Here is a 23,364-nt window from a genome sequence, read left to right as displayed (position 1 = left end):
TACGATCCTTCCCGTGTCTTCGGAGGTGATCGACGCGTTCGCGCGCCGGCTCGACCTGTCGAAGCTGAGCGCCGGGCAGTTCATCCGGCTGCTGGAAACCCTGCACATGCTCGGCTCGGCGGGAGCCGGGGTGGAGATGCGCGGCATGTCGACGGAGACGCTGGTCGACGTGGTGGGCCGGGCGTCGAAGGAGCAGCTGCACGCGGTGGCGGAGCATCCGGAGCTGCGGCGGGTGTTCCTGGAGGAGATCTTCCGGCGGATGACGGACCATTTCCTGCCGGAAAAGGCAAGGTACTCGTCCGTCGTCGTGAACTGGCGGTTCTCCGGCGGCGACGGGGACGGCGGTTACGACCGGTTCCAGACGGTGATCGAGGACGGGATGTGCGTGTCGGGGGCGGACCTCGGCCGCGAGCCGGACACCACGATCACCATGGCGGCGGACGACTTCTTCCGCGTGGCGACCGGCAACGCGGCGGTCGCGACGATGTTCGTGACCGGCCGGGTGCGCGTGAAGGGCGAGTACGCCCCGGCGGTGCGGCTGTCCGGCTACTTCGACATTCCTAGCGCCCCTCGATGACCGGATGCGCGCGGTCGTCCGGCACGACCTCGCTGTCGACCACGATCACGCGATCGCTCGCGGTCATCCGCTTCTCGGCGCGACGCAACCACGCGCGGCGCAGTACACCGCGGGACGGCGGCAGGAGCAGCAGCAGCCCGGCGAGGTCCGCTGAGGAACCCGGGCACCAGGATCAGCAGGCCGCCGAGGCCGACGAGCATCCCGTCGGTGACCTCGGCCTGCGGCGACCGTCCCGCCCGGGCGGCGGCCATGAAGGCGCGACCGGCACGGGCGCCTTCCCGGCGCGCGAGCCAGGAGCCGAGCAGGGCGCCGGCCAGCAGCAACCCGAGCGTGCCGAGCACGCCCACGGCCGAGCCCACCGCCCAGACGGCGGCCACCTCGGCAACCACGTAGAGCAGGAACAAAGCAGCCATACCCCTTCAACGCGCAGCGTGCCCGGTTTGCTCCCGGCGGCGGACGCCACCCGATCGACCGCGGAGATTGGCTGAACACCACCTCCGACTGCTCGGTCAGCCGTGCCGTCGCCCCCGCCGCGGCGGCGTCGTGCAAGTCACCGTCTCCACCACCACGCCCCGTCGCGGACCAGCGCGCCGTGCACGAAGACCAGTCTCACGTCGTCAGCGTGGCACGAACGCTGTGAAGTTCCACATGCCCGTCACCGGGAACAACCCGCCGTGAACGCCTCGTTGCTCCTGGATGTGAACTCTGTGCAACGCCAGGCCCGCGTGCGCGCGCCCGAGCTGTCAGGTGACGTGTGGCTCAACACCGGCGGCAAGCAGGTGCGGCTGGCGGAGTTGCGCGGCAAGATCGTGCTCCTCGACTTCTGGACCTCGGGCTGCATCAACTGCCTGCACGTGCTCGACGAGCTGCGGCCGCTGGAGGAGGAGTTCGCCGACGTCCTGGTGACGATCGGGGTGCACTCACCGAAGTTCCTGCACGAGGGCGAGGCCGCGGCGATCGAGGCGGCCGTCCGCCGGTACGCGGTGCACCACCCGGTGCTCAACGACCCGGACATGCGGACGTGGTCGCAGTACGCGGTGAAGGCGTGGCCGACGCTGGTGCTCGTCGACCCGGCGGGCTACGTCGTGCACGTCGCCGCCGGTGAGGGGCACGCCGAGGGGTTGCGCCGGGTGATCGGCGAGCTGGTGGCCGAGCACGAGGCGAAGGGCACACTCCGCCGCGGCGGCAGCCTGTACGTGCCGGCCGAGGAGCAGCAGGCGGAACTGGCGTTCCCGAGCAAGGCAGTCGCGACCGCCGAGGGCCGCATCCTCGTCGCCGACACCGCACACCACTCCGTCGTCGAGTTCGCCTCCGACGGGGAGACCGTCGTCCGGCGCTTCGGCAGCGGCGGGCGTGGCGCGGCCGACGGCGCGTTCGACATCGCCACCTTCGCCGAGCCCTCTGGCCTGACGCTGCTGCCCGCAGCGGTCGCGGAGCAGGTCGGTTACCACCTGCTCGTCGCGGACACGGCCGGACATCTGTTGCGCGGCATCAACCTCATCAACGGCGAAGTGTCCACTGTGGCCGGTACCGGCAACCAGTGGCGCAACGGCGAGACCGACGGCCCGGCCCGCGAGATCGACCTCACCAGTCCCTGGGACGTCGCGTGGTGGGAGCCGGCCGGCGGTGTCGTGGTCGCGATGGCGGGCAACCACACGCTGGACCTGTTCGACCCCGTCAAGGGCACCATCTCCCGTTACGCGGGCACCACGGTCGAGGGCCTTCGTGACGGCGCGCTCGCCGAGGCGTTCTTCGCGCAGACCTCGGGTCTCGCCGTGCAGGGGAACCGGCTCTGGCTGGCCGACGCCGAGACCTCCGCGCTGCGGTGGATCGAGGACGGCGAGGTGCACACCGCTGTCGGCACGGACCTGTTCTCCTTCGGGCACCGCGACGGGGACGCCGACGACGCGCTGCTGCAGCACCCGCTGGGCGTCGCGGCCCTGCCCGACGGGACGATCGCCGTCGCCGATACCTACAACGGCGCGATCCGCCGCTACGACCCGGAAAGCCGCGAGGTGGCCACGCTCGCGAACGGCCTGGCCGAGCCGTCCGGACTGCTCGTCACCGAGGACGCCCTGCTCGTCGTCGAGTCGGCCGCACACCAGCTGCGCACGCTCTCGCTTTCGGCCGACGGCACCCAGCACGCCGGGGACGCGCACGCGGTGCGCCGCCCGCCGAGCGTGCTCGCGCCGGGCGAGGTGGAGCTGTCCGTCGTGTTCACGCCGCCGCCCGGCGAGAAGCTCGACGACAGGTTCGGCCCGTCGACCCGGCTGGAGGTCAGTGCGTCGCCGCCCGAGCTGCTCGTCGACGGCGGGGGCACGGGCACCGAGCTGACCCGCCGGATCACGCTGGCCGAAGGCCACCGCGAGGGTGTGCTGCAGGTCGTCGCGCAGGCGGCGAGCTGCGACTCCGACGCCGAGCACCCGGTCTGCCGCGTGACGCGCCAGGACTGGGGTGTGCCGATCCGGTTCGAGGACGGCGGGCCGGGCAGCCTCCAGCTCATCCTGGCCGGGACGGCGTAAAACCCCGCTCGAGGACGTCCATCGCCTGGTGCAGCAGTGTCACCAGGTCGGGTCCCTCGTCGGGCTGCCAGCACATCAGCGCCGCCCGGTTGGCGCCGAACCCGGCGGCCGCCGTGGTGCGCACGTAGACGTCCTCCGGCGGCAGCGCGACGCGCTCGGCGACACCCTGGACGACGGCCTCCTCGAAGGCCTTGTTCGTGTGCGTCAGCCGGGGCACCAGTTCGGGGTGTTCGCGCAGCAGCAGCGTGCGCTCGCGGAACGTCTCGCTGCCGGTCACCTGCGCGAACCGCTCCGCGAACACGGCCCGCAGCGCGGTGAGCGGGCTCTCGTCCGCAGGCCGGTCGACGATCCGCTGCCGCACGATCGGCGCGCTGACGTCGAGCGAGAGCACCGCCTCGTCCTTGGTCTCGAAGTAGTTGAAGAAGGTCCTGGGCGAGACGTCGGCCTTCGCGCAGATGTCCTCGACGGTGACAGCCTGCGGCCCGTGCTCGCGATAGAGCGTGATCGCCGCGTGCCGCAGCGCCTCTCGTGTCGCTTCCTTCTTCCGCGCACGGAGTCCCGGTTCTGTCACCCTTCTTACACTAATGCATTTTTGCAGATAATGCAAAAAGTGGTACGGTGGTACCCATGGCGGAACAAGCGGATACGGAACCGAAGCAGTCACTCGTACGCACCCTGGCCGAGAGCCTCTGGTTCCCAGTGTTCTTCTTCTGCGGGTTCCTGGTCTGCTACCTGCTCGCGTTCCACCAGCCGACGCCGCACCACGTCAAGGTCGCCGTCGCCGACCCGGCCGCCGCCACGAAGATCGAGTCCGCGCTGGGCAAGGCCAGCCCGGGCGCGTTCGACGTCGTGTCGGCGCCGACCGCTGACGCCGCCCGCCAGTCGGTGCTCGACCGCGACGCCACCGCCGGGTTCTCCGCCGACCCGGCGCACCCGACCCTGTACGTCGCCAAGGCCGACGGCTACATGCTCGAGTCGATCCTGACCCAGACGTTCACGCCGATCGCCGCGCAGGGCGGCGGCACGCTCGCGACCGTCGAGCTCGCCCCGACCGCGAGCGGCGACCCGATGGGCACCGGCATGTTCTACCTGGTGCTGGTGTGGAACATCCCGAGCTACATCGTGGTGATGATGCTGCTGCGTGCGGTCACCATGACCCGTCGCGCCAAGCTGTGGACCCTCGTCGGCTGGGCCGCGTTCCTGAGCGTCGCCGGCTACCTCGGCGGGCTGGCGATGCACGTCATCCCGAACGACCCGCAGATCATCCCGCTGGCCTTCCTGCTCAGCCTCGGCATCTCGCTGACCTCCTTCGGGCTCGTTCCGCTCGCCAAACAGTTCTTCCCCGGCGTGGCGATGGGCCTGTTCGTGCTGCTGTCGATGCCGTCGAGCGGTGGCGCGGTGCCGGTGCAGCTGGTGCCCGGCTTCTTCCGCGCGCTGCACCCGTTCATGCCGATGGGCAACCTGATCGAAGCCGCCCGCGGTGTCTTCTACTTCCACGGCGTAGGGGTCCTGCGACCGGTCCTCGTGCTGTGCGCGTGGGTGCTGGTCGGTGTGCTGCTCATCGCCGGGCACGCCCTGTGGCAGCGGCGCCGGAGCGACGAAGCCGTGGAGGCCGTCGCCGAGCCGCCGGTGGAGGACCCGGCCCTGGAAATGCCGCGCCCCACGGCACTTCCCGCGCACTCGCGCCACTTCGGCAGGCTCGAGCCCATGGTCCGCGGGACCGTCCGGACCGTCGACGGCGAACCGGTGCGCCGGGCGGTCGTCACCATCACCGACGGGCGAGGCCAGCAACTCGTGCGCACGATCGCCGGCGACGACGGCGCCTATGCGGTGACCGGGCTGACCGAGCAGTTCGTCGACGTGGTGGTCTCGGCTCCCGGGCTGCTTTCGGCGGTGCGACGGATCCCCGTCCGCGAGGGGGTCACCCGGCGCGAGGACTTCGCGCTCGAGGACAGGCGTCAGCCGGTAGCGGCCGGGGCGGGTGCGTAGCATTACCCGGGTGTCGGATGCCACGAGTCTGCCGGGTCCCAGCCCGAAACTAGAGATTCAGATGCTGCACGACCGGGTACTGGTCCGGTTGTCCTCCGACGAGGGCGAGCGCCGCAGCAGTGGAGGCATCGTGATCCCCGCGACGGCCCAGGTGGCGCGTCGCCTCGCCTGGGGCGATGTACTGGGGGTGGGCAGTAACGTACGGAACGTGAAGGTCTCCGACCGGGTGCTGTTCAACCCCGAGGACCAGCTGGAGGTCGAGGTCCAGGGCGAGGCGCTCCTGGTGATGCGGGAGCGCGACATCCACGCGGTCGCGACGGAACGCACGGAGCACGGAACGGGGCTGTACTTGTAGCTCGCCGGGAGGGGCGCGGTGCGCGAGGAGCACTACTGGCCGGACTGGGACTTCGACGATCAGCCGACAGAGCGGATCATCGGCCCGCAGACATCGCCCGAGTTCCTGGCCGAGGAACCGCTCGACGCGCACGAGGACGCGCTGGTCGAGGAACTGCTGCAGGGCGACCGGAAAGTCTTCGCGCCACGGTCTGCCGGAAAGCGCTTTCTCGCCCGCGTGCTCATGGTCACCGGCGGCGTGCTCATCGTCGGCGTCGTGCTCTACGCGGTGGATCTCCTGCTCAGCGCCGGCGAGGTGCCGCGTGGCGTGGTCGTCGCCGGGGTCGAGGTCGGCGGGCTGAGCCGCGCCGACGCCGAGGCGAAGCTCCGGCGCGAGCTGGAGCCCCGGCTGACCGAGCCGGTTCCGGTCGTCGCCGGCGACGTGCGGACGAGCCTCGACCCCGTGCACTCCGGGCTGGGGCTGGACTGGCCGTCCACCCTTGCGCAGGCCGGGCACCAGCCGCTCGACCCGCTCGCCCGGATCCGCTCGTTCTTCACCAAGCGCGACGTCGAGGTCGTGACCACGGTGGACCCGGACTCGCTGAGCCGGTCCGTCGGCAGGCTCGCGAGCGACCAGCTCGACCACCCGCCGACCGAGGGCAGCATCGGTTTCCGCCCCGCACAAGGGAACGACGGTGGCGTGAGCGCGTTCGCGATCGAGCCGCGCGCCGGTCAGACGCTCACGGACGTGCCCGGCGCCGCGAGCATCGTGAAGGCGCGCTGGCTCGACAAGAGCGGGGTGCGGCTGCCGGTCGACCTCACCCCCGTCAAAGCCACCTCCGCCGGCGTGCACGCGGCACTGGACACCATCGTGCGTCCCGCGGTGGCCAAGCCCGTGGTGGTCCACGGCGACGGTGCGGACGGGGTCCTCCAGCCCATCGCCATCTCCGCCGCGATGCGGTTCGTCGCGCGTGCCGACGGCGGGCTCGACGTCCGGGTGGATCCCGCGAAGCTGCAACAGAACCTGCAGCCACAGCTGAGCATGACGGAAAAGCCGGGCAAGGACGCGCAGATCGTGTTCGCCGGTGGGGCACCGGTGGTCCAGCCGTCGGAGGACGCGCGCCGGATCGACTGGACCGACACGCTCAAACCGCTCATGACGATCTTCGTCAAGGCCGACGGCCGCGAGGTGCCGGTCCGGTACCAGACCCAGAAACCGAAGCTGAGCACCGACGACGCCAACGCACTGGGCGTCAAGGAGGTTGTCGGCGAGTTCAGCACCGGCGGCCTCTCCGGCGCCGCGGCGAGCAACGTGCAGGCGATGGCGGCGAAGGTCAACGGCGCGCTGCTCAAGCCCGGCGAGACGTTCAGCCTGCTCGCCCGCACCGGCTCGTTCGGCTCGGGCTTCGTGCCCGCGCCGGTGAACGAGGACGGCACCGGCCCCGTCGTCAGGGGCGGTGGCGTCTCCCAGTTCGCGACGACCTTGTACAACGCCGAGTACTTCGCGGGCCTCGCCGACGCCGGGCACAGCGAGCACCCCTACTACCTCGACCGCTACCCGCCCGCCCGCGACGCGACGGCCATCGGGGACGACGGTTCGCCCGTGGACCTGAAGTTCACGGACAACCTGGCGAGCGGCGTCGCGATCCAGGCCTACTCGTCGGGCTCGACGGTGACGGTCCGGATCTGGGGCACCCGGAAGTACCGCGTTGAGAGCAGCACCGGCCCGCGCACCAACTTCACGCCGCCGCCGATCCAGCCGGCCCCTCCGGGCTGCCAACGTTCGCCCGGCTCGGTCGGCTTCAGCACCAGCGACACCCGCGTGCTCTACGACCTGGCCTCAGGCGCCGAGGTCCGCCGAGACAGCCGCGCCGTGACGTATGCGCCGAGGGCGGCAGTCATCTGCTAGCGCCACTCCCGATACTCTCCGTTGCCAGTTGTAACTCTGTGCTCTGGAGGTTGTTGTCTTGAGAACGTGGTCACCCGCCAAGCTGCTCGTCGTCGGGGCGAGCGTCGCGGGTGCGATGGTGGTCCTGCCGCACGCGGCGAGCGCGGCGGAACCGGAACAGGCGCTGGTGCACGCCTCGCCGCAGAACGACTGCAAGCTCAACGTGCGGGCCGGCGCCGACGTCGGTTCGACCCTGCTCGCCACCCTGAGCTGCACCAACTACACGACGTGCGTCTCGGCGACGGACGTGCCGTGCGGGCCGTACGCGACCGGCGGGGTCTACACCTGCGTCGGGTCGGACGGCAAGCAGCTCACCGACAACCGGTGGGCAGAGGTGGCCTGGCGTGCGCCCCAGAAGTCCTACGTGGCCGTCGGCTGCGCGGTCTTCCGGGCATGAAGAGGTGGGGGAAGGCGCCCGCCGCGCCTTCCCCCACCGGTCCCGGGAAAGCAGCTACCTGTTGACCCTGCGGCGGCCGTACATGCCGCTCGCCAGCGAGACTCCGATCGCGGCCAGCACCACCTGGGTGATGAGTTCGAGCCAGTCGAACCCCTTGGTGTCCGCATAGCCGATGCCTCGCGCGATCGCCGTCCCGATGAAGGCGGCGACGATGCCGATCACGATGGTCAGCCAGATCGGGATGCTCTGCTTGCCAGGGGCGAGCAGGCGTCCGAGCACGCCGATGATGAGACCAACGATGATCGCCATGATGATGTTGGTGATGGTCATCGAAACTCCTTATGTCGCTGGCTTGCTTGGGGATACCGCGGTGGTTCCGTTGCCAAACCGGACAGGGATATATACGTTGACGCTTATATACGCATGATGTGATAATTCGCAGGTGGATGTGTTCGAAGCGGTGGCAGAACCACACCGTCGGGTGTTGCTGGACCTGCTCGCCGAGGGTGAGCGCCCCGCGGGCGAGCTGGTCGCGAGCCTGCCCGGGCTCACCCAGCCCGCCGTCTCCCGGCATCTGCGCATCCTGCGCGAGGCCGGGCTGGTCGAGGTCAGACCGGACGGTCAGCGGCGTATTTACGCCCTGCGTGTGGACAAGCTGTTCGAGATCGACGCGTGGATCAGCCGGTACCGCCGGTACTGGCCGCGGCACCTGGACGCACTGCAAGCGCACCTCTCCCGGACGGAGTCCCCCGACGAGCGATGACCTCGCTGGCCGACGATCCGCCCGCGCCACCCGGCGCGAAGCGGATGACCGGGAAGATCCTGGTCCGGGGCCCTCCGCACGTCCTGGAACACGAGTGGCACCAGCGCATCGTGGAGGACAGCGTGGTCCGCTACGAGCTGGCCGAGGACGGTGACCCGCCTGGTCCTGAAGCGACGAAGGGCCCCGTCGCGTCGACGGGGCCCTTCGCGGTGAGAGCGGATCAGAAGGCCGCTTCCGGAACCTCCATGAGGTCGTTGTCGGCGCCTTCGACGACCGCGCGGCGTGCGGTCAGTTCGGGCAGCACGCTCTTGGCGAAGAACGACGCCACCGCGAGCTTGCCCTGGTAGAACGCTTGGTCCTTGGCCGAGGCGCCGTCCAGCTTGGTCAGCGCGACCTCCGCCTGGCGCAGCAGCTGCCAGCCCACGAGGAGGTCACCGGCCGAGAGCAGGAACCGCACGGTGTGCTGGCCGACCTTGTACAGGTTCTTCGCGTCCTCCTGCGAGGCGGTCAGGTAGCCGATCATCGTGCCGAGCATGCCCTGCACGTCCTCGAGGGCCTGCTTGAGCAGCTGCCGCTCGTTCTTGAGCCGGCCGTTGCCCGCCTCGGACTCGATGAACTGGGTGATCTCGTTCGCGATGTGGCCCAGCGCCTGCCCCTTGTCGCGGACGATCTTCCGGAAGAAGAAGTCCTGCGACTGGATGGCCGTGGTGCCCTCGTACAGCGAGTCGATCTTCGAGTCGCGGATGTACTGCTCGATCGGGTAGTCCTGCAGGAAGCCGGAGCCGCCCAGGGTCTGCAGCGACTGCACGAGCTGCTCGGTGGCCCGCTCGGAGCCCACGCCCTTGACGATCGGCAGCAGCAGGTCGTTGACCCGCTCGGCCAGCTTCAGCGACGCCTCGTCGCCCTCCTGCGTCCAGATCTGGTCCTGGAACGACGCCGTGTACAGGTACACCGCGCGCAGGCCCTCGGCGTAGGCCTTCTGCAGCATGAGCGACCGGCGCACGTCCGGGTGGTGGGTGATGGTGACGCGCGGCGCCGCCTTGTCGAGCATCTGGGTCAGGTCCGCACCCTGCACGCGCTCCTTGGCGTACTCGAGCGCGTTGAGGTAGCCGGTCGACAGGGTCGCGATGGCCTTGGTACCGACCATCATCCGGGCGTACTCGATGACCTGGAACATCTGCGCGATGCCGTCGTGCACCTCGCCGAGCAGCCAGCCCTTGGCGGGGGTGCCGTGCTGGCCGAAGGTGAGCTCGCAGGTGGTCGAGACCTTCAGGCCCATCTTGTGCTCGACGTTGGTGACGAAGGCGCCGTTGCGCTCACCGAGCTCGCCGGTCTCGGTGTCGAAGTGGAACTTCGGCACCAGGAACAGCGACAGGCCCTTGGTGCCCGGCCGGGACTCGATGCCGGGACCCTCGGGACGGGCCAGCACCAGGTGCATGATGTTCTCGGTCATGTCCTGCTCGGCGGAGGTGATGAAGCGCTTCACGCCGTCGATGTGCCAGGAGCCGTCCTCCTGCTTGATGGCCTTGGTGCGGCCCGCGCCCACGTCGGAGCCGGCGTCCGGCTCGGTGAGCACCATCGTGGCGCCCCAGCCGCGCTCGATCATGATCCGCGCCCAGCGCTGCTGCTCCTCGGTGCCGTTGCGGTCGAGGATCATCGCGAAGTTCGGGCCCGCGAGGTACATGAACAGCGCCGGGTTCGCGCCGAGGATCAGCTCGGAGGCGGCCCACTGCACGGTGGGGGGCAGCCCGAGGCCGCCGAGGTCGTTGGTCAGGCCCAGCCGCCACCACTCGCCGTCCCAGAGCTGCTGGTAGCTCTTCTTGAAGGACTCCGGCAGCGTCGCGGAGAAGGTCTTCGGGTCGTACACCGGTGGGTTGCGGTCGGCGTCGGCGAAGGACTCCGCCAGCGGGCCCGTGGCGAGGTTGTTCAGCTCGGCCAGCGCGCCGCGCGCGGTCTCCTCGTCGGAGTCCGCGAGTACGCCCTTGCCGAGGCGGTTCTGGACGCCGAGCACCTCGAAGAGATTGAACTCCAGGTCTCGGACATTGCTCTTGTAGTGGCCCATGTCGTCGCTCCGTTGGTATCGAGTCTTCCGGCTGGGCGCATGCTGGTCCCCTACTGGCCGGTAACTTCAGGATATTACCTACCGGTAACCACGGCAAGGAAAACCAGCCCGTTGTGATCCGGAGATCACCGGTCAGCGCGCCCGGTGCTCGGCCATCCCGGACGGCGGAAGTGGCGTCTGACCAGGCGTTCCGAGCTCGGGCGAGTCCTCGGGCTGGGCGATCAGGATGCCGCCGCGGAAGGCGATCGTGACGGCGTGCGTGCGGTCTCGTGCGGTGAGCTTGCGCAGGATGCTCTTCACGTGCGTTCGCACGGTTTCGACCGACAGGTACAGGATCTTCGCGATCGCCGCGTTCTCCAGGCCCTCGGCCACCAGTTGCAGCACCTGGAACTCCCGCCGCGACAACGGCATCCGCGGCCGGCGGGCCGCGACGACGGGGTCGCCGGGCCGCAGGCCGCCCTGCCGTTGCTGGCTCGTCAGGGGCGCCAGCGCCGGGTCGAGGTAACGGCGGTCGAGGTGCACGCGGCGGATGGCCTCGACGAGGCGGCGGCCTTCGGCCGTCCGCGGCAGCGCGCCGTGCGCGCCCGCGAGTGTCGCGGTCTGCAGGTAGGCCGCGGTCCGGTGCGCCTCCCGGACCAGCACGATGACCAGCAATGCCGGGTCACCGCCGACGAGCAGTTTGGTCAGATGACCGTTCGGGTCGAGCCCGGAGTCGAGCAGGATGACGTCCGGATGCACCTGTTCGGCGAGCTGCAGGGCGGCGTGCGGATTCCCCGCGTGCCCGGCCCAGTGCAGGCCGGGAGTGCGCTGGACGATCGAGGAGAGTCCTTCGCGGCAGAACGGAACTGGGTCGACGGCCGCGACGCCGAGGCTGCGGGCCGGTGGAGAGCCCTGTGGCGCCCGGCTGGGTTCGTTACTGCGCGTCATCAGAACAACTCCGTCTCGCACGGTCAGCGCCTGGGGGCGCCGGGTCCGGACGGGCCGCCCCCTCGACGGTCCTTCCGGGCGCTCCCGGCGCCACAATCCGATCCCCCCTGCTGGGACCGGCCGGGCCTGACTCCTCGTCCATTGTGGGAGTAGCCGGGCGGAGGGGTGTGACGCGGGTTCACCCAGCCGAGTGCAGGACTACTCTGAGTAGAATTTTTCCCGGAGCGAGGCGAACGCCTGTGCGAGCGTCGCGGGTGTCCAGTGGGCGTTCAGCCCGCTCGGATTGGGCAATACCCAAACGGCAGTTTCGGCAATCGAATCGGATTGTAAGCCGATCGTGGCTTTCGGCCGGCCGAACGCACTGCGATAGGCGGTGATGCCGACCACGGCGAGGCAGCGCGGCCGGTACCGCTCGATCTTCTGCGTCAGGAGTTCGCCGCCTTCGCGCAGTTCGGCGTCGGTCAGCTCGTCGGCACGGGCCGTGGCGCGCGCGACGAGGTTGGTGATACCGAGGCCGAGGGCCGGCAGCTCGTGCTGCTCGCTCGGGTCGAGCCGGCGCGGGGTGAAGCCGGCCGCGTGCAGGGCCGGCCAGAACCGGTTACCGGGACGGGCGAAGTGGTATCCGGTCGCGCCGGAGTAGAGCCCCGGGTTGATGCCACAGAACAGCACTCGCAGGCCGGGCGCGACGAGATCGGGGATCGTCGTGCCGTGGGCGGCCGCGAGCTGCGCCTTGGTCGGTCGGAAGGAAGTCATGAACAGCCGGATCCTAGCCATCGCCGTTGACTGCCGTGATGCCGAAGCGCTGGCCGCCTTCTGGTGCGGCGCGCTCGGCTACCGCGTGACGAAGCGCTGGAAGGACGCGAAGGGGGTCGAGTACGTGGAGATCGAGGGCGGCGAGGGCGAGCCGATGCTGCTGTTCCAGCCGGTCGCCGACGAGAAGGTGGTCAAGAACCGCCTGCACCTGGACCTCTTCCCGGTCGAGGGCGGCCAGTCCGACGAGGTCCGGCGCCTGATCGGCCTCGGCGCGAAGCAGCTGGCGGACGAGCCGGAGTTCCCGTGGGTGGTCATGGCCGACCCGGAGGGCAACGAGTTCTGCGTACTGCCCGCCCGCTGACCTGGCAGGCTGGCGGGATGACGACCGCGGACGGCTGTTCGGTCGAGCTCTACACGCTCCTGCCACCCGCCGGCGAGGCGGAGATCGTGCACGCCGCCGTCCCCGCGGGGGCGGCCGTGCTCGACCTCGGGTGCGGCACCGGCCGCGTCGCCCACGGGCTGATGGCACTGGGCCATCCGGTCACCGCGGTCGACGACTCGCCGGAGATGCTGGCGCACGTGCGGGCGGAGCGGGTCTGCTCCCGCATCGAGGACCTGCGGCTGGACCGCCGCTTCGACGCGGTCCTGCTGGCGAGCCACCTGATCAACGCACCGGACAGCGCTCCGGTGCTCGCCGCGGTCGCGCGGCACCTCGCGCCGGGCGGCCGGGCGATCGTCGAATGGCATCCGCCCGCGTGGTTCGACACCGTCGAGGACGGGGCGGGCGGCGTGCTGGGCGAGGTCGGGATCAGGTTGTCCGGGATCGCCCGCGACGCCGACCTTCTTGAAGCGACTGTTCGATACACGGCTCACGGCCGTTCGTGGGCCCAGTCCTTCACCGCGCGGCGCCTGGATCAGCCACAACTCGAAGCCCTGCTCGCCGGGGCCGGCCTCGTGTTCGACCGCTTCCTCACCCCGACCGCCACCTGGTTCTCCGCCTCTTCGGACTAACAGTGGCTAAAAGCACACCGAAGGCGTACTCTGTGTGATCTGCCACACAAGGACGACGCCAAGGGAGGCGGCGTGGAACTCGCGATCGTCCTCGGCCTCGTAGTGCTGATCTTCGCGGCCGCTGGGGTGACTGTGGCCTTCGAGGACCGTCGGGCCGCTCGCCGGGAAGCCGTTCGCCGAGCCGCGCGGCTAGCGCGCCTGGGTGAGGTGGACCCGCCCGCCCGTCTCCCACCGCCACCCTCAACGGAGGCGCTGCGCGCCACTGAGTTCGACCCCGCGGCGCGTCTCCGCACGGACCGCTGAAGCCCGCAGGGCCAGCATCAACGCACCGGCGATCCAGCCGAGTGCGGCACCGCTGGTGTTGGTGATCAGGTCGTCGACGTCGAAGATCCGGTACTGGAACGGCGCGGTGCCCCAGTTCGCGGTGAGCTGCGTGACCTCGATCAGCAGTGAGCACGCGAAGCCCAGCAGTGTCGTCCCGACGAAGCCGCGTCGCCACAGCATCCGCGCGAAGATGCCCAGCGGCACGAACAACACGACGTTCAGCGTCATCTGCTCGAACGCCGTAGTGCTCAGCGCGTTGAGCAGGCCGGGGCCGGCCGCGTCCCGGTGCACGTCGGCGATCCACTGGAACGGCACCAGCTGAATGGTCTGCGAGAGCTGGCGCGCGTGCGGACCGGGCAGCGGCAGGAACACCACCGCCAGTGCCAGGCACGCGTAGCAGAGCAGCGCCGCGGTTGCCGCCACCCGGCCGGGGACGACCCGGCCGAACCGCGCCCGCTGCACGATGAGCTGCGGGACGAGCACGGTCGCCCAGAGTCCGAGGAACACGAGTAGTCCGGTGGCCAAGGCCGTGACCTGCGCTGATGTCATGATCCGACCGTATGGCCGGGAGGTGCCGCCGCGGATCGGTCGACCAGCCGGACCCGGGCGTCCGGCATCGGCCGGATGGCCGATCACCTGACGTTTACGCCGGCTTCCGCCGTTCGGACCTGGTGGCCGTTGCGGTGCGGAGGCAAGATCCAGCGGGTTGTGCGCCTTTTGGAGGGAAAATGACGCTTTCACCCCGCCTGTTGCGGCGAACGGTAGCGGTGACCGCCGCGGTGCTCGCCGGTCTCGTGGCCACCGCCGCACCGGCGTCCGCGCAGCGGCCCGACCCGACCACGGATGTCCGGCTGATCACGCTCAACGACTTCCACGGCAACCTCGAGCCTCCCGCCGGTTCGTCCGGCCGCGTCACGCTGTCGGACGGCACCACCGTGGACGCCGGAGGCGCGGCGTACCTCGCGACGCACGTCAAGCAGCTGGAGTCGCAGGTGCGCAACTCGCTGCTGCTGTCGGCGGGCGACAACGTCGGCGCCTCACCGCTCACCTCGGCGCTGTTCCACGACGAGCCGACGATCGACTTCCTGAACGAGATCGGTGTGCAGGCCTCCGTGGTCGGCAACCACGAGTTCGACGAGGGGTACCAGGAGCTGCAGCGCATGCAGTTCGGTGGCTGCCACCCGACCGACGGCTGCCAGTACGAGAAGTCCTACCGGGGCGCGAACTTCCCGTTCCTGGGCAGCAACGTCTACTTCGACAACGGTCTGCCCGCGCTGTTGCCGTTCACGGTGAAGATCTCCGGCGGCATGCCGATCGGCGTCATCGGCGCGACGCTGGAGGACCTGCCGACCGTCGTCACCCCGACCGCGATCGAGGGCCTGAAGTTCGACGACGAGGTCGAGGCGATCAACCGGACCTCGGGCTGGCTCGACCGGCTGGGCATCAGGTCGCAGGTCGTGCTGCTGCACCAGGGCGACAACGCGCCCACCGGCGGTCCCGACGACTGCAACGTCACGCCCGGTGCCGCTACGCAGATCGCGAAGAACGTCTCGGCGAGCGTCGACGCGATCTTCACCGGGCACAGCCACCAGCAGTACAACTGCGTGATCAACGACCCCGCGGGCAACCCGCGCACAGTCATCCAGGGCGCCTCGTTCGGCAGGCTCTTGTCGGTGGTCGACCTGAAGATCGACACCAGGACCCGGGACGTGGTGCGCTCGGCCACGACGGCGCACAACGAGATCGTCACCCGCGACGTCACCCCGGACCCGGCGGTGCAGAAGTTGGTCGACAAGGCGACGACGGAGTCGGCGCCCACCGCGAACAAGCAGGTCGGCACCATCACCGCGGACCTGAGGGCCGCGGGCGCGCCGTCCGGCGAGTCGGCGCTGGGCGACGTGATCGCCGACGCGCAGCTCGAGGGCACCGCGGCGAACAACCCGCAGCTCGCGATCACCAACCCGGGCGGTATCCGCGCCGACCTGACCTACGCGTCCTCGCCGAACGGCGAGGGCGACGGCGTGGTGACCTACGGCGAGGCGTTCACCGTGCAGCCGTTCTCGAACATCATGCAGACGATCACGCTGACCGGGGCGAACCTGAAGAACGTGCTGGAGCAGCAGTGGACCGCGACCAGTACGCGGATCCTGCAGATCTCCTCGTCGCTGCACTACACGTACTCGCAGTCGGCGCCGATCGGCTCCCGCGTCTCGGCCATCACCGTCGCCGGGGTGCCCGTCGACCCGAACGGGAGCTACCGGGTGTCGGTGAACAACTTCCTCGCCGCCGGTGGGGACGGGTTCACCGAGTTCACCAAGGGCACGGATCTCGCCGGTGGCCCGGTCGACCTCGACGCGCTGGTCGCCTACCTCGGCACGCACCCGGGCATCGCCCCGCCGCCGGCGGACCGCATCACCGTGGTGCCGTAGTTCCGTTTTCTCCAAGCCGGTCGGCATGTGGCTCGCGCACAATGGGCCGCATGCCGACCTGGGAAGAAGTGGTGGCGATCGGGGTAGCGCTGCCCGGCGTCGAGGAGTCGACGTGGTACCGCACCCCGGCGCTGAAGGTCGCGGGCAAGGGCTTTGCCCGGCTGCGCACCGAGGCCGAGGGCGGCCTGGTGCTGATGTGCGATCACGCAGAGAAGGAAGCGCTGCTCGCTTCGGGTGACCCGGCCTTCTTCACCACCCCGCACTACGACGGCTACCCGTCGATTCTCGTCGATCTAGAGCGGGTCGGCCGCACACAACTGGCCGAGCTGATTACGGAATCCTGGCGCCGTAGGGCTTCGGTGAAGTTACGCAACGCATTCGATTCGGAAAGCCATTAATTCTCCCTCCGAGTACTCGCCAGCTTTTCACCCGAAACCGCCGGGCCTCGTTACTTTCCTTTTGAGACAAGGATTTCACCTGCTGCGGGTGGTGATCGACGCCACTTCGGGCAAGGGCCGACGGGCCTCGTCTGTCGTAGTGACGGACACACAGAGCCACCTGTCGTCGTCCGGTTGAGCGATATTCGTGTTTGCTCGTACTCATCACTCAAGCCGTGCCTCTATGTAGACGACAAGAACTGGGTGACGGAGGTGGAAGCGGTGACGCCGAAGCAGGTCGCGCCCGGCGAGGCAAGCCTGCACGAGTCGATCGCGGGCACGCTCGCCTCGCAGGGCGACTGGCGTCGCGCGTACGAACACCTGCGGGTGGCGCTGGATCTGGCCCGCGCCGAACCGTCGATTCCCGAGCAGCTGCGCCGTGAGGTGGACCGGTTGCGCCGCGAACGGGCGCAGGCCCGCGAGGAGAGCCTGCGCGACGCGCTCACCGCCGTGTACAACCGGCGGTATCTCGACCGACGGCTGGAGGATCTGCTGTCGGATGCCCACAAGCCGCTCGCCGTCGCGCTCGTCGACATCGATCTGTTCAAGAACGTGAACGACACGTTCGGTCACGTCGTCGGCGACCAGGTGCTGCGGCGGGTCGCCACGCTCTTGCGGGAAGGCCTCCCGTCGCACGGCTTCTGCGCACGCTACGGTGGCGAGGAGTTCATGCTGGTGTTGCCCGCGGTCCCACCCGACACCGCGGTCCGCATCGCCGAGCTGGCACGGGCACGAGTCGAAGATCATCCCTGGTCAGCTCTGTGTCAGGGGCTTTCGGTGACGATCAGCGTGGGTCTCGCGTACGAATCGGGAGAGGCGGTCGCGAATCGCGGGCAGGTGCTGGAGGCGGATGACCTCCTATACGCCGCGAAGCACGCGGGGCGCAATCGGGTCGCTTACCGGGACCGGACGGGCGACCAGGTCGTCGAATACTGTCCGTAGTTTCCGGAGGGTATTTCCTCCGTATTAGGCCAATCGGTTCACCCCGTTTGTCGCAGCTCGCACCCCTTCTCGCACTCTATGTGAAAAAAGTCGCGGGAGGGTGTCGTCAGGAACAGCAAGTATCCGTACGATAACGATGCTCGCCGTTCGGGCGATCAAGGTTTGGGACAGCATTTCGCCTGTCGATAGAGACTGGAAGGAGACCGGGTGCCAGACGATCATGCCGCCGGCCCCGGTTCCCGTGGCAGTGGTGGGCACTCGCGTGCCCGTCGGCGTCGTTCGATAGACACCCATGGCGGGATCAGCGTGTCCGACGTGCTGGCCCAGCACACCGGCATCCGGCCGACCTTCGAGGCGACGGAGACCCCCAGCTCCCACGAACGCAATGCGAAGGACTCGCACCCGTCGCTGCCCCCGGCGAACCGTCGTCCCGCGGCGGACCCCCCGGTCCCCCGGCGGCCGGCGGCCCCGCCCCCCGCGACGCGCCGCCCGCCGCTGCGCGTGGTCCCGGACCCGCCCGAGTCCCGCCACTCCGCCCCCCGGCACGGCGCCGAGCAGCCGGAGTCGCGGCACGCGGTGCCGGTGGAGCCACAGCCCGGTGTGAGTGGCGAGCCGTCGCCGCGGGAGCCCCGACGCGGTGTACCCGCCGAGCCGCCCGCGCGGCCCGAGTCCCGGCGTGGTGTGCCTGCTGATGCGCGGCGGGGTGTGCCTGCCGAACCGCCGGCGCGGCCGGAGCCGCAGCACGGAGCGACTGGCGAGTCCCGCCACGCGGTGCCCGAGCCACCCGCTCCACCTCACTCCGGTGCGCCTTCGGGCCCGCGCCCCGATGGTCGCCGTGGCGCTCCGGAGGTCCCGGAAAACCGGCATTCCGCGCCGGAGCCGCCCCGCGCGGTACCGCCGCCTTCCGGTGCGCGCCGCGCTGCGCCGGGACAGCCCTGGTCCGCGCCGGAGACCTCCGAGTCCCGCCGTGCGGTTCCCCCGCCCGCCGACTCTCGCCGTGCTGCGCCCGAGCCTTCGGATCCTCGCCGTGCGCCGGGGCCCGCGTCGCGTCGTGCTGTGCCGCCGGAAGCGACCGAGTCGCGCCATGCTGCGCCACTGCCTCCCGAGCCGCGCTGGTCCGCGCCGGAGTCTTCCGAATCGCGTCGTGCTGTGCCGCCGCCGGAATCCCGCCACGCGACGCCTGCGCCGCCGCGCTGGTCAGCGCCGGAGCCTTCGGAGTCTCGCCAGGTTCCGCCGCCGGAACGCCGAGTCGCCCCGCAGCCACCTGATGCGCGCCAGGCTCCGCCGCCGGAGGCTCGGCGGGGTGGGCCGCAGTCGCTGGAGGGGCGTTGGTCTGCGCCGGAGCCCTCCGAATCCCGCCAGGCTCCGCCGCCGGATGCCCGGCGTGGCGGCCCGCGGCAGGCGGGGCCCGGTCCCGCTGGGGCCGAGCCAGCACTGGGCCCGACCTCCCGCCCGCTTCCCGCGGGCCGGCGTGCGGCGCCGGAACCCGAGTCCCGGCGGTTCGCGGCGGAGCCGCCGGCCGTCCGCCGCCTCGCCGGTGAGCCGGACCCCCGCCGCTCGGCGACCGACCTGCCCGCCGAACCGGAAGGCCGCCGGTCGGCACCGAACATGCCGTTGCCCGGCAATCGCCGCGGGCCCGCCGAGCCTCCCGTGGCCGAAGCGAACGGTCGTCCCGTCGGTGCCAACGTGCCGGTGCCGGGTGGTCGTCGTGGGCCGGCCGAGCCGCCGCGGCGTGCCGCCCCGTCGCCGGAAGCCGGCGCGGACGGCCGCCCCACTGCCGACGCGGCGTCGGGGCAGCCGGTGGCCGAGTTGCCGGCCGAGGGAGCGAGCCCCGCTCGCCCGGCCAGACCCAAGGCTCGCGTCGTCACGCCGGAGGACCGGCTGACGATGACCGACGAGATGGAGCCGATCGACGACAGCACCATGGTGCGTCGCAAGATCGACAATACCCTCGCCCGGTTCTCCGCGGCCCACGACCAGCTCGAGGCCGAAGAGGCGAAACGCAAGCAGCGTCTCGAAAAGCTCACCGCGCGCCCCGCGCAGCTGCTCGAGCAGACCCGCACCCGGCTGCAGCGCGTCGTCGGTCCCGCGAAGGACGCCGCCACTCGCATGGTCGCCCCGGCGGAAGCCGTCGAAGAAGCCCAGTCCGCCGAAGAGGTCGCGCCACAAACCCGTTTGCAGGAAAAGAAACAGCGGCACAACGAACGCACCGTCCGAATCGGACGGATCACCGTCGTCGTGCTCGCGGTGCTCGTCTTCCTCGGCACCGGCGCCGCGTGGGGCACGAAGACCTGGTTCAACAGCAAGTTCACCCAGATCGCCGCGCTGGACGAGAACTCGACCGACATCCAGAACGCCAACGCGCAACTCGGCGACGAGAACTTCATCATCGCCGGGTCCGACACCCGCGCCGGCGCGACGGCCGAGGAGAACGTCGGCAGCGCCGACGACGTCGAGGGCGCCCGGTCCGACACCGTGATGCTCGCCCACATCCCGGCCGACCGGAAGCGCGCCGTGGTCATCTCGTTCCCGCGCGACCTGGAGATCTCCCGGCCCGCCTGCGAGCGGTTCGACTCCGCCAAGAACGACTACACCAGCGAGCTCGTCCCCGCGGCGACGAAGGTCAAGCTCAACACCGCGTACGCCGTCGGCGGCCCGCGCTGCCTCACCAAGTGGGTGCAGCAGCTGACCGGGATGAAGATCAACCACTTCGTCGGGATCGACTTCAGCGGGTTCAAGGACATGGTCGACGCCGTGCAGGGTGTGACCGTGCACGTCGACTCGCCGATCAAGGACAGCGTGCTCGGCATGGTCGTCTCCCAGACCGGCGACGTGACGATCTCCGGCGACCAGGCCCTCAGCTTCGTCAGGGCCCGGCACGTGATCGGCGACCCGACCTCGGACTACGGCCGTATCAAGCGTCAGCAGGAGTTCATCAGCGCGCTGATGGCGAAGGTGATGTCGCACGGCGTGCTGACCAACCCGACGCAGCTGTCGGATTTCGTCACCGCGTTCGCCAAGTCGACCTTCGGCGACAACATCGGCGTGGACCAGATGCTCACCCTGGCCCAGTCGATGAAGGGCCTCGACCCGTCCAAGGTCAACTTCATGACCGTGCCGACGACCGGTGAGTCGAACTCGCGTGGCAACGAGGTGCTGCTGGAGAGCAAGGCCAAGGCGGTGTTCCAGGCGCTCATCGACAACACAGCGTTACCGGGCACCGCCCCGGCGTCGCCTCCGCCGGAAAACCAGGCCGGCAACGGCACGGCGGCCGGCAGCCACCAGTCCGATCAGTAGCATTCGTTAGGCGGGGTTCACCGCCGGTTCATCCTGCGATGCGGTGTTCGCCCTGCTCAGCCCGTAAGGTGTGGCCATGCGCGAGGCTTACCACGTCGAACTCGAACAGCTGGCCGGGAACCTGGCGGGCATGTCCGTTCAGGTCGCGAACGCCATGGAGAAGGCCACCCGGGCGTTGCTGGGGGCGGATCTCGCCCTGGCAGAGCAGGTGATCGGCGACGACGCCAAGATCGACGACATCAGGGCCGAGTGCGAGGAGCAGGCTTACGCCCTGCTGGCGCTGCAGGCCCCGGTCGCGACCGACCTGCGGACGGTGCTCGCGGTCATCCACGCGGCGGAGAGCCTGGAGCGGATGGGCGACCTCGCCCTGCACGTGGCCAAGGCGGCCCGCCGCCGGCACCCCGAGCACGCCCTGCCCGAGCCGGTGCGCCCGTACTTCGCCGAGATGGGCGACGCGGTCGTGAAGCTGGCGCTGCGCGCCGAAGAGGTCATCAAGTCCAGGGACGTCGAGGCCGCGCGTTCGCTCGAGGCCGAGGACGACAAGGTCGACGACATCCACCGCCACCTGTTCAGCGTGATCATGGCGAAGGACTGGGAGTTCGGCGTGCCCGCCGCCGTCGACGTCACGCTGCTGGGCCGGTTCTACGAGCGCTATGCCGACCACGCGGTGTCGGTCGCCAAGCGGATGGTCTTCGTCGCCACCGGCAAGATGCCCGGCTACGGCTCCGCCGAGGACATCTAGCGGCGAATTCGCTTGCGCAGCACGGACATGCTCGGCTCGAGTCCCTTGTACCGCAGCGTGTCCACGGTCCTGCCGTCACTTCGCTGAGTCGAGGTCACACCTCCGGCCTGGCGGAGCGCGTGGCCCCGATCGAGGCCGCCACGACACAGCACAGCGCGGCCCACTGCAGGGCGTGCAGCGACTCGCCCAGCAGCACGAGGCCCGCCAGCGCGCCCACCGCCGGTTCGAGGCTCATCAGCACCCCGAACACGCGGGGTGGGATCTTGCGCAGTGCCTCGAGCTCCAGCGAGTACGGGATCACCGACGACAGCAGCGCCACCGCGAGCCCGATCAGCAGGATCCACGGGGAGAGCAGCCCGGTGCCGGCCTCGGTGACGCCGGCGGGCATCGCGATGATCGCCGCGACGGCCATGCCCAGTGCGAGCCCCTTGCCCTCGGACGTGCGGCTGCCCAGCGCCGCGCTGAGCAGGATGTACGCGCCCCAGCAGACGCCCGCGCCGAGCGCGAAGAGCAGACCGGCCGTGGACAGGTCGCCGCGCGTCTCGGCGAGCAGCACGACGCCGCCCGCTGCGAGCAGCGCCCACAGCGCGTCGATCAGCCTGCGTGACCCGGCCAGCGCGACGACCAGCGGGCCGAGGAACTCGATCGTCACGGCGATGCCCTGCGGAATCCGGGCGAGGGCCTGGTAGAAGCTCAGGTTCATCAGCGCCAGCACGACGCCGTAGGTGAGCACGACCGGCCACGCGCGGCGGCCGAGCCGCAGCGCCGGACGCCACACGAGCAGCAGGACCAGCGCGGCGAAGAACAGCCGCACCGCGACCGTGCCCGCCGGGCCCGCGACGGAGAACAGCTGCTTGGCCAGCGAGGCGCCGACCTGCACGCTGACGATCCCGACCAGGACCTGCAGCGGTGCCGGGACGAGACCCAGCACCCGGCCGGCGCTCGCCGGCGGCCGGGGCCGGGGCAGCCGGTTCCCGGCGTCTTCCACGTGTACCGAAACCACGTCCCGACCGTAACCGGGGGGTCCGACAGTTTCCGACAGAGGTCTTCCGGGATGACGGGTCAGGCGCGGTGCGGGCCGCGCACCGCGCCGCCGGTCGCCGAGCCGCCGCAAACCCGCAGAACCTCAGCCGAAGCGGCCGGAGATGTAGTCCTCGGTCGCCTTCTCGTTCGGGTTGGAGAAGATCTTCTCCGTGTCGTTCAGCTCGACCAGCCGGCCGGGCTGGCCGACGCCGGCGAGGTTGAAGAACGCCGTCTGGTCCGAAACCCGCGCCGCCTGCTGCATGTTGTGGGTGACGATGACGATCGTGTAGTCCTTCTTCAGCTCACCGATCAGGTCCTCGATCGCCAGCGTCGAGATCGGGTCCAGTGCCGAACAGGGCTCGTCCATCAGCAGCACGTCGGGGCGCACCGCGATCGCCCGCGCGATGCACAACCGCTGCTGCTGCCCGCCCGAGAGCCCGCCGCCCGGCTTGTTCAGCCGGTCCTTGACCTCGTTCCACAGGTTCGCCCCGCGCAGCGCCCGCTCGGCGATCTCGTCGAGCTGCTTCTTGTTGCCCGCCCCGCCCGCCAGCTTCAGCCCGGCGACCACGTTGTCCCGGATGGACATCGTGGGGAACGGGTTGGGCCGCTGGAACACCATGCCGATGGTGCGCCGCACCTGCACCGGGTCCACATTGGACGCATAGATGTTCTCCCCGTCCAGCAGCACCTCGCCGTCGACGCGGGCGCCCGGGATCACCTCGTGCATCCGGTTCAGTGTGCGCAGCACTGTCGACTTGCCGCACCCCGACGGCCCGATGAACGCGGTGACCATCCGCGGCGGCACCGACAGCGTCACGCTGTCCACGGCGTGGAACTTGCCGTAGTAGATGTCCAGATCCTTGACGTCGATTCGCTTTGCCATGGCGG

Annotated in this window: 22 protein-coding genes and 1 pseudogene; 14 read left to right on the top strand and 9 right to left on the bottom strand. The window is 70.1% G+C overall.

The features are described from left to right. The first annotated feature begins 13 nt into the window (after positions 1-13). Positions 14-577: an SCP2 sterol-binding domain-containing protein gene (locus tag LWP59_RS39795; RefSeq protein ID WP_229857367.1), complete on the top strand. Its 564-nt coding sequence runs from the start codon at positions 14-16 to the stop codon at positions 575-577. Here the strand turns inward: LWP59_RS39795 and LWP59_RS39790 are convergent. Then, a pseudogene (locus tag LWP59_RS39790) lies at positions 561-990 on the bottom strand (FxsA family protein). The gene LWP59_RS39795 and the pseudogene LWP59_RS39790 sit on opposite strands and share 17 nt — an antisense overlap. A gap of 312 nt (positions 991-1,302) precedes the next feature. On the opposite strand from LWP59_RS39790, the gene LWP59_RS39785 reads away from it, so the two are divergent. Continuing rightward, positions 1,303-3,099 carry an NHL domain-containing thioredoxin family protein gene (locus tag LWP59_RS39785; protein WP_144641881.1) on the top strand — a complete coding sequence of 599 codons (1,797 nt, stop codon included), beginning with the start codon at positions 1,303-1,305 and terminating at the stop codon, positions 3,097-3,099. Here the strand turns inward: LWP59_RS39785 and LWP59_RS39780 are convergent. Further along, positions 3,077-3,670, bottom strand: a complete 594-nt coding sequence (locus LWP59_RS39780) for a TetR/AcrR family transcriptional regulator (protein WP_144641867.1) — start codon at positions 3,668-3,670, stop codon at positions 3,077-3,079. The two genes, LWP59_RS39785 and LWP59_RS39780, sit on opposite strands and share 23 nt — an antisense overlap. Before the next feature lie 56 nt (positions 3,671-3,726). Here LWP59_RS39780 and LWP59_RS39775 point away from each other — a divergent pair, with 56 nt between their 5' ends. The 4 genes from LWP59_RS39775 (at position 3,727) to LWP59_RS39760 (ending at position 7,766) form a co-directional block, all read left to right on the top strand. Further along, positions 3,727-5,088, top strand: a complete 1,362-nt coding sequence (locus tag LWP59_RS39775; RefSeq protein ID WP_144641868.1) for a carboxypeptidase regulatory-like domain-containing protein — start codon at positions 3,727-3,729, stop codon at positions 5,086-5,088. 61 nt (positions 5,089-5,149) lie between these two features. Further along, positions 5,150-5,443: a GroES family chaperonin gene (locus tag LWP59_RS39770; protein WP_144641882.1), complete on the top strand. Its 294-nt coding sequence runs from the start codon at positions 5,150-5,152 to the stop codon at positions 5,441-5,443. 18 nt (positions 5,444-5,461) lie between these two features. Then, positions 5,462-7,330, top strand: coding sequence for a VanW family protein (locus LWP59_RS39765; protein WP_144641869.1), 1,869 nt, complete (start codon positions 5,462-5,464; stop codon positions 7,328-7,330). A 58-nt stretch (positions 7,331-7,388) separates the two neighbouring features. Continuing rightward, positions 7,389-7,766 carry a hypothetical protein gene (locus LWP59_RS39760; protein ID WP_229857368.1) on the top strand — a complete coding sequence of 126 codons (378 nt, stop codon included), beginning with the start codon at positions 7,389-7,391 and terminating at the stop codon, positions 7,764-7,766. Positions 7,767-7,820: 54 nt separating this feature from the next. Here the strand turns inward: LWP59_RS39760 and LWP59_RS39755 are convergent, their stop codons facing one another. Further along, positions 7,821-8,096: a GlsB/YeaQ/YmgE family stress response membrane protein gene (locus LWP59_RS39755; protein ID WP_144641870.1), complete on the bottom strand. Its 276-nt coding sequence runs from the start codon at positions 8,094-8,096 to the stop codon at positions 7,821-7,823. A gap of 112 nt (positions 8,097-8,208) precedes the next feature. Here LWP59_RS39755 and LWP59_RS39750 point away from each other — a divergent pair, with 112 nt between their 5' ends. Beyond that, complete coding sequence (locus LWP59_RS39750; RefSeq protein ID WP_144641871.1) at positions 8,209-8,529, top strand: ArsR/SmtB family transcription factor; 321 nt, start codon at positions 8,209-8,211, stop codon at positions 8,527-8,529. A 220-nt stretch (positions 8,530-8,749) separates the two neighbouring features. On the opposite strand, the gene LWP59_RS39745 is transcribed toward LWP59_RS39750, so the two are convergent. From LWP59_RS39745 to mug, 3 genes are all read right to left on the bottom strand, one after another. Then, complete coding sequence (locus LWP59_RS39745; RefSeq protein ID WP_144641872.1) at positions 8,750-10,591, bottom strand: acyl-CoA dehydrogenase; 1,842 nt, start codon at positions 10,589-10,591, stop codon at positions 8,750-8,752. A gap of 132 nt (positions 10,592-10,723) precedes the next feature. Beyond that, a complete protein-coding gene (locus tag LWP59_RS39740; protein WP_144641873.1) occupies positions 10,724-11,518 on the bottom strand; it encodes a response regulator transcription factor in 795 nt (264 codons plus the stop codon). A 198-nt stretch (positions 11,519-11,716) separates the two neighbouring features. After that, positions 11,717-12,271 carry a G/U mismatch-specific DNA glycosylase gene (gene mug / locus LWP59_RS39735; RefSeq protein ID WP_144641874.1) on the bottom strand — a complete coding sequence of 185 codons (555 nt, stop codon included), beginning with the start codon at positions 12,269-12,271 and terminating at the stop codon, positions 11,717-11,719. Between mug and LWP59_RS39730 the strand changes: the two genes are divergently transcribed. Then, complete coding sequence (locus tag LWP59_RS39730; protein ID WP_144641875.1) at positions 12,270-12,632, top strand: VOC family protein; 363 nt, start codon at positions 12,270-12,272, stop codon at positions 12,630-12,632. The genes mug and LWP59_RS39730 overlap by 2 nt on opposite strands. Positions 12,633-12,649: 17 nt before the next feature. Beyond that, positions 12,650-13,282, top strand: a complete 633-nt coding sequence (locus LWP59_RS39725) for a class I SAM-dependent methyltransferase (RefSeq protein WP_144641876.1) — start codon at positions 12,650-12,652, stop codon at positions 13,280-13,282. 240 nt (positions 13,283-13,522) lie between these two features. Here the strand turns inward: LWP59_RS39725 and LWP59_RS39720 are convergent, their stop codons facing one another. Then, positions 13,523-14,155 carry a VanZ family protein gene (locus LWP59_RS39720; protein WP_144646282.1) on the bottom strand — a complete coding sequence of 211 codons (633 nt, stop codon included), beginning with the start codon at positions 14,153-14,155 and terminating at the stop codon, positions 13,523-13,525. A 179-nt stretch (positions 14,156-14,334) separates the two neighbouring features. Between LWP59_RS39720 and LWP59_RS39715 the strand changes: the two genes are divergently transcribed. The 5 genes from LWP59_RS39715 to phoU all read left to right on the top strand — a co-directional run bounded on the left by LWP59_RS39715 (position 14,335) and on the right by phoU (position 21,453). Continuing rightward, entirely contained in the window at positions 14,335-16,035 is a 1,701-nt protein-coding gene (locus tag LWP59_RS39715) for a bifunctional metallophosphatase/5'-nucleotidase (RefSeq protein WP_144646280.1), read from the top strand. A gap of 50 nt (positions 16,036-16,085) precedes the next feature. After that, on the top strand, positions 16,086-16,433 hold the full coding sequence (locus LWP59_RS39710; RefSeq protein WP_144646278.1) for an MmcQ/YjbR family DNA-binding protein: 348 nt from the start codon (positions 16,086-16,088) through the stop codon (positions 16,431-16,433). Between the two features lie 243 nt (positions 16,434-16,676). After that, positions 16,677-17,414, top strand: coding sequence for a GGDEF domain-containing protein (locus LWP59_RS39705; RefSeq protein ID WP_144646276.1), 738 nt, complete (start codon positions 16,677-16,679; stop codon positions 17,412-17,414). A gap of 1,887 nt (positions 17,415-19,301) precedes the next feature. Continuing rightward, positions 19,302-20,711 (top strand): LCP family protein, encoded by a 1,410-nt coding sequence (locus tag LWP59_RS39700; protein WP_229857388.1) that lies wholly within the window; start codon positions 19,302-19,304, stop codon positions 20,709-20,711. 76 nt (positions 20,712-20,787) lie between these two features. Continuing rightward, positions 20,788-21,453, top strand: coding sequence for a phosphate signaling complex protein PhoU (gene phoU / locus LWP59_RS39695; protein ID WP_144642825.1), 666 nt, complete (start codon positions 20,788-20,790; stop codon positions 21,451-21,453). Between the two features lie 94 nt (positions 21,454-21,547). Here the strand turns inward: phoU and LWP59_RS39690 are convergent, their stop codons facing one another. Further along, complete coding sequence (locus tag LWP59_RS39690) at positions 21,548-22,456, bottom strand: EamA family transporter (RefSeq protein WP_229857369.1); 909 nt, start codon at positions 22,454-22,456, stop codon at positions 21,548-21,550. A gap of 123 nt (positions 22,457-22,579) precedes the next feature. After that, on the bottom strand, positions 22,580-23,359 hold the full coding sequence (gene pstB / locus LWP59_RS39685) for a phosphate ABC transporter ATP-binding protein PstB (protein WP_144642826.1): 780 nt from the start codon (positions 23,357-23,359) through the stop codon (positions 22,580-22,582). Between the last annotated feature and the right edge of the window lie 5 nt (positions 23,360-23,364).

This window comes from Amycolatopsis acidiphila, assembly GCF_021391495.1.
In the GTDB taxonomy this organism is placed as follows: Bacteria; Actinomycetota; Actinomycetes; order Mycobacteriales; family Pseudonocardiaceae; genus Amycolatopsis_E; species Amycolatopsis_E acidiphila.
Note: the sequence above shows the minus strand (reverse complement) of the source record. Positions and strands in the feature narration are given on the sequence as shown.

What these genes read in the sequence shown, in the direction of transcription:
- pstB (WP_144642826.1), bottom strand. Translation starts at nt 23,359, where the DNA reads ATGGCAAAGCGAATCGACGTCAAGGATCTGGACATCTACTACGGCAAG.
- mug (WP_144641874.1), bottom strand. Translation starts at nt 12,271, where the DNA reads ATGACTTCCTTCCGACCGACCAAGGCGCAGCTCGCGGCCGCCCACGGC.
- LWP59_RS39725 (WP_144641876.1), top strand. Translation starts at nt 12,650, where the DNA reads ATGACGACCGCGGACGGCTGTTCGGTCGAGCTCTACACGCTCCTGCCA.
- LWP59_RS39755 (WP_144641870.1), bottom strand. Translation starts at nt 8,096, where the DNA reads ATGACCATCACCAACATCATCATGGCGATCATCGTTGGTCTCATCATC.
- LWP59_RS39720 (WP_144646282.1), bottom strand. Translation starts at nt 14,155, where the DNA reads ATGACATCAGCGCAGGTCACGGCCTTGGCCACCGGACTACTCGTGTTC.
- phoU (WP_144642825.1), top strand. Translation starts at nt 20,788, where the DNA reads ATGCGCGAGGCTTACCACGTCGAACTCGAACAGCTGGCCGGGAACCTG.
- LWP59_RS39715 (WP_144646280.1), top strand. Translation starts at nt 14,335, where the DNA reads ATGACGCTTTCACCCCGCCTGTTGCGGCGAACGGTAGCGGTGACCGCC.
- LWP59_RS39745 (WP_144641872.1), bottom strand. Translation starts at nt 10,591, where the DNA reads ATGGGCCACTACAAGAGCAATGTCCGAGACCTGGAGTTCAATCTCTTC.
- LWP59_RS39700 (WP_229857388.1), top strand. Translation starts at nt 19,302, where the DNA reads ATGACCGACGAGATGGAGCCGATCGACGACAGCACCATGGTGCGTCGC.
- LWP59_RS39730 (WP_144641875.1), top strand. Translation starts at nt 12,270, where the DNA reads ATGAACAGCCGGATCCTAGCCATCGCCGTTGACTGCCGTGATGCCGAA.
- LWP59_RS39775 (WP_144641868.1), top strand. Translation starts at nt 3,727, where the DNA reads ATGGCGGAACAAGCGGATACGGAACCGAAGCAGTCACTCGTACGCACC.
- LWP59_RS39770 (WP_144641882.1), top strand. Translation starts at nt 5,150, where the DNA reads ATGCTGCACGACCGGGTACTGGTCCGGTTGTCCTCCGACGAGGGCGAG.
- LWP59_RS39710 (WP_144646278.1), top strand. Translation starts at nt 16,086, where the DNA reads ATGCCGACCTGGGAAGAAGTGGTGGCGATCGGGGTAGCGCTGCCCGGC.
- LWP59_RS39740 (WP_144641873.1), bottom strand. Translation starts at nt 11,518, where the DNA reads ATGACGCGCAGTAACGAACCCAGCCGGGCGCCACAGGGCTCTCCACCG.